Below are 6,890 nucleotides of genomic sequence, written 5' to 3'. Positions count from 1 at the left end.
CTGGCGCTGAACACGGGTTGTCCACCGCGGCGTGCGTTCGTCGCAAGCGACGCCCGCCGCCGTGGACAACCCTGCATCGCGGTTGCACCCTCATCACGGAAGTGAGGGTAGGCCAGTGAGCGCGGACGCACTCAAGGGGCAGGTGGCCCTGGTCACGGGCGCCTCGCGCGGCATCGGCGCGGCCATCGCGCTCGAACTGGCGCAGCAAGGGGCCCTCGTGATCGGCACCGCGACCACCGACCCGGGCGCGCAGAAGGTGACCGGCGCGCTGGCGGCCCTCGGCGGCCGCGGCGAGCGCCTGGACGTCAACGACGCCGCCCAGGCCGAGGCCCTGGTCGATGCCATCGTCAAGCAGCACGGCGGCCTCCAGATCCTCGTCAACAACGCGGGCATCACGCGCGACATGCTCGCCATGCGCCTGAAGGACGAGGACTGGGATGCCGTGGTCGACACCAACCTCAAGGCGGTGTTCCGCCTGAGCCGGGCCGTGATGCGCACCATGATGAAGCAGCGCTACGGGCGCATCGTCAGCATCACCTCGGTGGTGGGCGCGTCCGGCAACCCCGGCCAGGCCAACTACGCCGCCGCCAAGGCCGGGGTGGCCGGGCTGACCCGGGCGCTGGCCCGCGAACTCGGCAGCCGGGGCATCACGGCCAACTGCGTGGCGCCGGGCTTCATCGAAACGGACATGACCGCCGCGCTGCCGGAAGAGCAGCGCAAGGCCCTGCTGGGGCAGATCCCGCTGGGCCAGCTCGGCAAGCCGGCCGACATCGCCCATGCGGTGGCCTACCTGGCTTCGCCCGCGGCCGGCTACGTCACCGGCCAGGAACTGCACGTCAACGGCGGCATGTACATGGCCTGATCCGACCCTGGCAGGCCCGGCCGCCACGGCCGGGCCGCCAGGGTGCGGACGCTAGAATCCCCGATTCATTCCACAACCCCCAGAGGGAACCCATGAGCGATATCGAAGCACGTGTCAAGAAGATCATCGCCGAGCAACTCGGCGTGGAGGAGTCCCAGGTGACCAACGAGAAGGCCTTCGTGGCCGACCTGGGCGCCGACTCCCTTGACACGGTGGAGCTGGTGATGGCGCTGGAGGACGAGTTCGGCATCGAGATCCCCGACGAGGACGCCGAAAAGATCACCACCGTGCAGAACGCCATCGACTACGCCAACGCCCACCAGAAGGCCTGATCACGAAATGACCCGCCGCCGCGTCGTCGTCACCGGCCTGGGCTGCGTCAGCCCCGTCGGCAACACGGTTGCCGAATCCTGGGACAACCTGCTGGCCGGCCGGCCCGGCATCGACTTCATCACCCAGTTCGATGCGGCCAACTTCGCCTGCCGCTTCGCGGGCGAGGTCAAGGGCTTCGACATCACGCAGTACATCCCCGAGAAGGAAGCCCGGCACATGGACCGGTTCATCCACCTCGGGATGGCGGCGGCCTGCCAGGCGGTGGCCGACAGCGGGTTGCCCAGCGGCGATGCCCTCCCGGCCGAACTGGCCGAGCGCATCGGCGTGAACATCGGCGCCGGCATCGGCGGGCTGCCCATGATCGAGCAGACCCATGCCGAGCTGGTCGCGCGCGGCCCGCGCCGCGTCTCCCCGTTCTTCGTGCCCGCGTCCATCATCAACATGATCTCGGGCCACGTGTCGATCAAGTACGGCTTCAAGGGCCCGAACATCGCGGTCGTCACCGCCTGCACCACCGGGCTGCATGCCGTGGGGCTGTCGGCCCGGATGATCGAGAGCGGCGACGCCGATGTCATGGTGTGCGGTGGCGCCGAGTCCTCCGTGTCGCCGCTGGGCATCGGCGGGTTCGCCGCTTCGCGCGCGCTGTCCACCCGCAACGACGACCCCAGGACCGCCTCCCGCCCCTGGGACAAGGACCGCGACGGCTTCGTGCTGGGCGAGGGTGGCGGCGTGCTGGTGCTCGAGGAATACGAACACGCCAGGGCGCGCGGCGCCAGGATCTATGCCGAGGTGGCCGGATTCGGCATGTCGGCCGACGCCTTCCACATGACGGCGCCCGACGTCGACGGCCCGCGCCGGGCCATGGTGGGCGCCCTGCGCAACGCCGGCATCAACGCCGACGAGATCGATTACCTCAATGCCCACGGCACCTCCACGCCGCTGGGCGACCTGAACGAGACCAACGCCATCAAGGCTGCGCTGGGCGGCCACGCGAAGAAGCTGGTGGTCAGTTCCACCAAGTCGATGACCGGCCACCTGCTGGGCGGCGCCGGCGGCATCGAGTCGGTGTTCACCGTGCTGGCCGTGCACCACCAGAAGGCGCCGCCGACCATCAACATCTTCAACCAGGATCCCGAGTGCGACCTGGATTACTGCGCCAACGAGGCGCGCGACCTGAAGATCGACATCGCGATGAAGAACAACTTCGGGTTCGGCGGCACCAACGGCACCCTGGTCTTCAAGCGGGTCTGACGCCCGCGCTTTCCCATGAACGGCGCCCCATCGGTGAGCTACCCGGTGGGGCGTTCTGCTTGGCTGGGCCTGTTGCTCGCGCTGGCCTGGGTGGCCGGGGTGCTGGCCTGGGCGGCATGGGCCGGGCAGGGGGCCTCGCCCGCCCGGCTCGCGCTGGGTGCGCTGGCCACGGCGGCCGCCGGCGCCTGGGCCGCCCGCTGGTGGTGGCGCCTGCCGGGCGGGCTGCTCGAGTGGGACGGCGGCGGCTGGCGCTTTTCGCCGGCCGGTGCCGCCCCGGGGGCCGCCGGGCAGGTCGAGCCGGTCCTGGACGCCCAGTCGGCCCTGCTGTTGCGCTGGCGTGCGCAGGCGGGCCGCGGCGCCTGGCTGTGGGCCGAGCGCTCGCGCCGGCCCGCCCGCTGGGACGCGCTGCGCCGTGCTGTATATTCGCGCGCCAGTGCCGACGCGCCGCCCCGGGCCGAGCCGCCGTCGGCGAGACCATGACCCAGAGCCCGCCCGCCCCGCCCCCTTCCCCCCAGGACACCGACCAGATGCTGGTGGCCCGCGCCGTGGCGGGGGACCAGCGGGCCTATGAACTGCTGGTCATCAAGTACCAGCGCCGCATCGAGCGGCTGATCGGGCGGATGGTGCGCGACGTGGACCTGGTCGAGGACATCGCCCAGGAGACGTTCATCCGCGCCTACCGGGCGCTCGGGCAGTTCCGCGGCGAGGCGCAGTTCTATACCTGGCTGTACCGGATCGCCGTCAACACCGCCAAGAAGTCCCTGGCCGACCTCAAGCGCGACCCGCTGGTGTCCGAGAGCGCACTGCGGGGCGGCGACGACGAGGATGAAACTTCCTCGGTGGAGAACGAACTAACCAGCCCGGAAACGCCCGAGACGGTGCTCGCCGCCAAGGAAATCGCCGCCACGGTCAACTCGGCCATGGAGGCCTTGCCCGAAGAGCTGCGGCAGGCCGTCACGCTGCGCGAGATCGAAGGGCTGAGCTATGAAGAGATCGCGCAGGTGATGAACTGCCCGATCGGGACCGTCCGCTCGCGCATCTTCCGCGCGCGCGAGGCGATCTCGGCCAAGGTCAAGCCCCTGCTGGAGAACCAGTCGGGCAAGCGCTGGTAGCGGCGAGGTAAGAGCGATGGACGAACAGATGGACGACAGGGAACGGATATCCGCGCTGGTCGACGGCCAGTTGCAGGGCGATGAATGTGTCCGTGCCATGCAGGCGGCGGGCGCCGGCCCCGCTGCGCTCGAGGCGTGGCACTGTTACCACCTCATCGGCGACTCGCTGCGCTCGTCCGACCTGGCGGGCGGCACCCCGGCGCCCCAGTTCCTCGGCCGGCTGTCGGCCCGGCTGGCGCAGGAGCCGCTGCCCCGCCCCCAGCCGGCAGCCGCCGCGGCGCTGGCGGTGCGCTCCCCCTCGATGGCTGCGGCCAATGACGGAAGCTTCCGCTGGAAGATGGTGGCTGGCATGGCCTCCGTGGCGGCGTTCGCTGCGGTCGGCTGGTCGGTCGTCGGTACGGACGCACCCCGGTCCGGGGCAACCCAGGCCCAACTTGCCGCCGCGCCGCAGCAGGCGCCGGGCGTGGCGCCCGGCAACGTGCTGGCCCGCTCGGAGCCCGGCCTCATGATCCGCGACCCGCGGCTGGACGACATGCTGGCCGCCCACCGCCAGCTGGGCGGCACCTCGGCGCTCCAGTCGCCCGCGGGGTTCCTGCGCAACGCCACCTTCGAAAGCCCGGCGCGCTGACCCATGCCGATGACGTTGCTGCCGCTGCGCACCGCTGCCAGCCGCTGCCTGCTGGCGCTGTGGGCGTTCGGAACCCTGGGCGTCGCGGCGGCCCAGCAGGCCCCCGTTGCGGCGGGGTCGCAGGGCGAGCGCGGGGTGAATGAATGGCTGATGCGGATGCAGGAGGCCTCGCGCGAGCGCAGCTACATCGGCACCTTCGTCGTGTCCGCCAGCGGCGGCGCCCTGTCCAGCGCCCGCATCTGGCATGCCGGCCATCCCACCCAGCAGGTCGAGAAGGTGGAGGTGCTCACCGGCGCGCCGCGTTCCACCTACCGCCGCAACGAGGAGGTCCTCACCTTCCTGCCGGAAGACCGGGTGGTGCGCGCGGAAAGGCGCGAGGCGGTGGGGCTGTTCCCGAACCTGCTGCAATCGCCCGGCACCTCGATTCCCGAGTTCTACACGGCGCGGCGCACCGGCGCGGAACGGGTGGCCGGCTTCGACGCCGACGTGGTGCACCTGGCACCCAAGGACCACCTGCGCTTCGGCTACCGGGTGTGGAGCGAGAAGCGCTCCGGGCTGATGATCAAGCTGCAGACGCTGGACGACCAGGGCCGCGTGCTGGAGCAGGCCGCCTTTTCCGAGTTGCAGCTGGACGTGCCGGTGCCGGCCGACAGGATCGCCCGCAAGATGCAGCCGCCGGCGGGCTGGCGGGTCGAGCGCGCCCAGGCCGTCAAGACCGACGCGGCCAGCGAAGGCTGGGCGCTGAAGGCGGCGGTGCCCGGCTTCAAGCCCATGAATTGCTACCGGCGGCCGGCCGCGCCCGGCGGCACGGGCGGCGGCAGCCTGCAGTGGATCTTCTCCGACGGGCTGGCCGCCGTCTCGCTCTTCATCGAACCCTATGACCGCGAACGCCACCAGCAGGAAGGCCTGATGGCGAGCGGCGCGACCCAGACGCTGACCCGGCGCATGGAGGACTGGTGGCTGACGGCCGTGGGCGAGGTGCCTGCGCAGACGCTCCGGGCCTTCGTGCAGGGCATAGAGCGGCGCCGCTGACGCGCGCCGCGGTGCTTGTGCCGCCCGCCGGTGCCGGAAGGAAAAGCCGGGCCTGCGGCCCTTGAATTGCTGTCCAGAAAAGAGGCTCACATGATCCGCATCGATTGGAAGAAGCTGCATGGCCGGGCGATGGCCTGCGCACTGGCGCTGGCCGCCGCGGCGCTGCTGCTGCCGCCGGCGCCGGCCCTGGCACAGTCGGCCCCCCAGCCGCGCACCGGGCTGCCCGATTTCACCGACCTGGTCGAGCGGGTCGGGCCTGCCGTGGTCAACATCCGGACCATGGAGCGGGTGCGCAGCATGCCGCAGGAGCAGGGCCAGATGGACGAGGAGATGCAGGAGTTCTTCCGGCGCTTCTTCGGCACGCCCATGCCCAACATCCCCAACCTGCCGCGCGGCCCGCGGGGCCCGGGGCCGGGCCAGGAGCAGCCGCGCGGCGTCGGCTCGGGCTTCATCCTGAGCGCCGACGGCTTCGTGATGACCAATGCGCACGTGGTCGAGGGCGCCGATGAGGTGCTGGTGACGTTGCCCGACAAGCGCGAGTTCAAGGCCCGCATCGTCGGCGCCGACAAGCGCACCGACGTCGCGGTCGTCAAGATCGATGCCGCCGGCCTGCCGTTCGTGAAGGTCGGCGACGTCAGCAAGCTCAAGGTCGGCGAATGGGTGATGGCGATCGGCTCGCCGTTCGGGCTGGAGAACACCGTCACCGCCGGCATCGTCAGCGCGAAGGCGCGCGACACCGGCGACTACCTGCCCTTCATCCAGACCGACGTGGCGATCAACCCCGGCAATTCGGGCGGGCCGCTGGTCAACCTGCGCGGCGAGGTGGTGGGCATCAACAGCCAGATCTACTCGCGCTCCGGCGGCTTCATGGGCATCTCCTTCGCCATCCCGATGGACGAGGCGATCCGCGTGGCCGAGCAGTTGCGCACCAGCGGCAAGGTCACGCGCGGGCGCATCGGCGTGCAGATCGACCAGGTCACCAAGGACGTGGCCGAATCCATCGGGCTGGGCAAGCCGCAGGGCGCGCTGGTGCGCAGCGTGGAGCCCGGCGGCCCCGCCGACAAGGCGGGCATCGAGGCGGGCGACATCATCACCCGGTTCGCCGGCCAGGCGATCGAGCGGGCCACCGACCTGCCTCGGCTGGTGGGCAACACCAAGCCCGGTACGCGCGCCGGCATGACGGTGTTCCGGCGCGGCGGCTCGCGCGAGCTGGCGGTGCAGGTGGCCGAGTTCGAGCCCGACAAGCCGGCGCAGCGCGCCCAGGGCTCCGAGCAGCGGCAGCGCGGCTCCGCTTCGCCGGCGGCGCAATCGCTGGGCCTGGCGGTCAGCGACCTGACCGAGGCGCAGCGGGACGAGTTGAACGTCAAGGGCGGCGTGCGCGTCGAGTCGGTGGCGGAGGCAGCCGCCCGCGCCGGCATCCGCGAGGGCGACGTGATCCTGCAGATCGGCAACACCGAGGTCGGCAACGTGCGCGAGTTCGATGCCGTCGTCGCCAAGGTCGACCGCAGCAAGCCGATCCCGGTGCTGCTGCGGCGCGGCGAACTGGCCACCTACCTGCTGATCCGGCCGGCCCGCTGACCGGCGGCCGGCACGGGCAAGCCCCGAACCCGTACTCGGGTTTGGGGTCTTTTTTTGGATCGCGAATCCGCGGGGTGTTGCGTGCGCTCCAAAC

8 protein-coding genes are annotated in these 6,890 nt (G+C 71.2%); all 8 read left to right on the top strand.

The annotated features are described in order from the left end of the window. Positions 1 to 115: 115 nt before the first annotated feature. The 8 genes from fabG (at position 116) to V6M57_RS08660 (ending at position 6,796) form a co-directional block, all read left to right on the top strand. Positions 116 to 862: a 3-oxoacyl-ACP reductase FabG gene (gene fabG / locus V6M57_RS08695; protein ID WP_332814590.1), complete on the top strand. Its 747-nt coding sequence runs from the start codon at positions 116 to 118 to the stop codon at positions 860 to 862. A 92-nt stretch (positions 863 to 954) separates the two neighbouring features. Continuing rightward, positions 955 to 1,194 (top strand): acyl carrier protein, encoded by a 240-nt coding sequence (gene acpP, locus V6M57_RS08690; protein ID WP_013902185.1) that lies wholly within the window; start codon positions 955 to 957, stop codon positions 1,192 to 1,194. Between the two features lie 7 nt (positions 1,195 to 1,201). Continuing rightward, positions 1,202 to 2,446 (top strand): beta-ketoacyl-ACP synthase II, encoded by a 1,245-nt coding sequence (gene fabF, locus V6M57_RS08685; RefSeq protein WP_332814589.1) that lies wholly within the window; start codon positions 1,202 to 1,204, stop codon positions 2,444 to 2,446. 15 nt (positions 2,447 to 2,461) lie between these two features. Next, positions 2,462 to 2,926 carry a hypothetical protein gene (locus V6M57_RS08680; RefSeq protein ID WP_332814588.1) on the top strand — a complete coding sequence of 155 codons (465 nt, stop codon included), beginning with the start codon at positions 2,462 to 2,464 and terminating at the stop codon, positions 2,924 to 2,926. Beyond that, on the top strand, positions 2,923 to 3,558 hold the full coding sequence (rpoE, locus tag V6M57_RS08675) for an RNA polymerase sigma factor RpoE (RefSeq protein WP_332814587.1): 636 nt from the start codon (positions 2,923 to 2,925) through the stop codon (positions 3,556 to 3,558). The genes V6M57_RS08680 and rpoE overlap by 4 nt, the downstream gene beginning before the upstream one ends. A gap of 16 nt (positions 3,559 to 3,574) precedes the next feature. Continuing rightward, on the top strand, positions 3,575 to 4,186 hold the full coding sequence (locus V6M57_RS08670) for a sigma-E factor negative regulatory protein (protein WP_332814586.1): 612 nt from the start codon (positions 3,575 to 3,577) through the stop codon (positions 4,184 to 4,186). A gap of 3 nt (positions 4,187 to 4,189) precedes the next feature. After that, the gene (locus V6M57_RS08665; protein ID WP_332814585.1) at positions 4,190 to 5,218 is read left to right on the top strand and encodes a MucB/RseB C-terminal domain-containing protein; all 1,029 of its coding nucleotides are present in this window, start codon (positions 4,190 to 4,192) and stop codon (positions 5,216 to 5,218) included. Between the two features lie 90 nt (positions 5,219 to 5,308). Further along, positions 5,309 to 6,796, top strand: a complete 1,488-nt coding sequence (locus V6M57_RS08660) for a DegQ family serine endoprotease (RefSeq protein WP_332814584.1) — start codon at positions 5,309 to 5,311, stop codon at positions 6,794 to 6,796. The last annotated feature ends 94 nt before the right edge of the window (positions 6,797 to 6,890 follow it).

Origin of the sequence: Ramlibacter sp. (assembly GCF_036676645.1) — a bacterium.
Lineage (GTDB): Bacteria > Pseudomonadota > Gammaproteobacteria > Burkholderiales > Burkholderiaceae_C > Ramlibacter.
Note: the sequence above shows the minus strand (reverse complement) of the source record. Positions and strands in the feature narration are given on the sequence as shown.

Excerpts from the sequence above, each read along its gene's own strand:
- rpoE (WP_332814587.1), top strand. The coding sequence starts at position 2,923 with ATGACCCAGAGCCCGCCCGCCCCGCCCCCTTCCCCCCAGGACACCGAC.
- V6M57_RS08680 (WP_332814588.1), top strand. The coding sequence starts at position 2,462 with ATGAACGGCGCCCCATCGGTGAGCTACCCGGTGGGGCGTTCTGCTTGG.
- fabF (WP_332814589.1), top strand. The coding sequence starts at position 1,202 with ATGACCCGCCGCCGCGTCGTCGTCACCGGCCTGGGCTGCGTCAGCCCC.
- V6M57_RS08660 (WP_332814584.1), top strand. The coding sequence starts at position 5,309 with ATGATCCGCATCGATTGGAAGAAGCTGCATGGCCGGGCGATGGCCTGC.
- V6M57_RS08665 (WP_332814585.1), top strand. The coding sequence starts at position 4,190 with ATGCCGATGACGTTGCTGCCGCTGCGCACCGCTGCCAGCCGCTGCCTG.
- acpP (WP_013902185.1), top strand. The coding sequence starts at position 955 with ATGAGCGATATCGAAGCACGTGTCAAGAAGATCATCGCCGAGCAACTC.
- V6M57_RS08670 (WP_332814586.1), top strand. The coding sequence starts at position 3,575 with ATGGACGAACAGATGGACGACAGGGAACGGATATCCGCGCTGGTCGAC.